The 2,181-nt window shown below is 67.9% G+C and carries 1 pseudogene; it reads right to left on the minus strand.

The window, feature by feature from the left end:
* Positions 1–2,181, minus strand: a pseudogene (locus tag ACFWEP_RS34210) (hypothetical protein); the annotation flags it as partial.

The raw sequence follows: 2,181 nt of genomic DNA on the forward strand, positions 1-2,181 counted from the left end.
CGTGTCGGATGCGGCGGACGTCGAAGCGGGAGGGAACGGTGAAGCGGGGGGTGCGGTCCAGCCGCATCCGGGGTCGCGTGACAGGCCCGGCGTCGAGGGGAGTGGGCCGCGTCTCCGTGAGTGCGAAGTCGACTTCGTGGAGGGCGTCGGCGAGGACTGCTGTATGTCTCTCCCACTCTGCTCGCAGAGAGGCTTCTTCCTGCGGATCGGTGGCGGTGTCGATCCTTTGCTGGAGGTCGTCGGCGCGCAGGCCGGCGGCTTCCAGGGCCGACTCCGCAGCGTGCAGGCGTGCCCGGGCCGCGATCTCCCTCTCGCTCAATGGATCGTCGGTGCTCGACGGTTCGTCGGTCGATGCTGTCGCGGTGTCCCGCTGTGGTGACTGTCCGACCGTTCGCGTTCCGGGCCGGGGTGCTCGGGCGGAGACGGTCTGGGGCGGGGTGGGTGTGGGGGGCAGGACGGGTGGGGTGTTGGTGCCGTGGTAGGTGATGGGTGCGCCTTCGCCCAGTGCGAGGAACTCGTTCTCGTCCTCACGCAGGAAGAGCGTGTGCTCCGACCACTTCTCCCCCTTGGGGACCGCCCGGCTCTGAAGGTAGGTGCCGAACACGCGGTGCAGAGGCACCTCTTGGGAGGTCACCCAGAAGGGTCCGAGCGCGTGACTGTCCGTGTCCGTGGGGTCCTTGTACGGCTCCAGAAGGCTGTACGACTCCGCCGGACCCCGCTTCATGTGGAGCTGGCCGCCCACCGGAGGCATGGTCTCGTTGTACTGCCCGAGCAGGCTTCGCTCCTCCAGACGGATGAGCTGTACGACCCCCCGTGCAGCGTCGACGTTCGGGATCTGCACCCGACGCAACATCTCGTAGGTGAAGGCGTGTTGCGCCGCCATGCTCCGGACGTACGTGGGGCCGAAGCCGGTCACCGGGAAGTCTCTTCCGTGCTCGTCCTGCCAGCTGTCGCTGCGTACGAGGCTGCTCTGCTCGTCGAGCCGGGACATGTGATAGCCCTCGCTGTCCAGCGGAGGCCGGAAGTGGCTGACCATCACCTTGAAGTACTGCGAACTGGAATGGATGGAACCACCGGACTGGCCGAGGGACCAATCGGCCAGCCAGTCGCTGTCCCCGCCGTTGTCGTTCACCCAGGCGTGGAAACGGGAGGACACGCCGTGCTCACCGCGCAGGGATCCGCCCACCGGGCGCTGCGTCGACGGAGAGTTGTCGGTGGGGTCGGTCAGCGCCCACACCGGGCCCGCGCCCGATTCCAGCCGTGCCGGCAGGCCGTCCAACAGGTCGCCCTCGCCGAGCAGCATCTGCATCCGCAGGAACTCGGTGCGGTACTCCGGAAGCCACCCGTCCGTCTCCAGCAGGGAGTTCGTCTCCAGCAGTCGCTCCGCGGCCTTCTTCTCGATCCCGGAGGCATTCGCGTCGGCGACGATGCTCTCGGCCCGCTGCACTATGAGTGACAGATACTGATGAGTCGTCATCAGCTGCCGGTCGTAGGCGTTCACGCCCTCGTACAGGTCTGGCCATTCGGAGATCGCCCCGTCGTCCGGATAGACCATGGGATAGGTCTTGCCGTTCCCCAGGGTGATCACGCTGAAGTCAGGCAGCGCCGGAGCATTCGACCAGAGCGTCGCCGCGGTAAAGGGGCCTGTCGGCAGTGCGTCGGGCGAGAGCGCGGTCGGTGCCGGCGGGGACGCGCCCCGCTGACTGTCCTGGCCATCCTGACTGCCCTCGGGATCCGCCGGGTTGCCGGGCTGCACGGGCGCCGGCGGAACGTAGACCGGTGTCGGCGCGGTAACGGGCGGAGGAAAGCCCGTCGTGGGCGGGCCGGCCAGGGGCGGGTCGGATGTGTCCCAGTCGGTGTCGTCCGAGTCGGCTGCGTCGGAGTCGTCGGAGTCCTGTCGGAGGCCGCGTGGTATCGGGAGCATGCGGGCGGCGACCGTGTCGGTGTCAGGTCGGTTGGTGTTGTCGTCTTCCGGTCCGAGGGGTTGGGAGATGGGGTCGATCCAGGTGTGGCTGCGGGCGGATGAGGTGCTGGTGTTGCGGGCTTGCTTCCAGTTGCCGTTGCCGTTGCCGTTGCCGTTGTTGCCGTTGCCGTTGCTGTTCTGGATGTCGGTGTCGGTGTCGCCGATGAGGGTGGCGAGGAGTTCGAGGTGGCGTGGGCGTAGTTGGGCTTGGGGGAGTG

Source organism: Streptomyces sp. NPDC060198, from assembly GCF_042728415.1.
GTDB lineage: Bacteria > Actinomycetota > Actinomycetes > Streptomycetales > Streptomycetaceae > Streptomyces.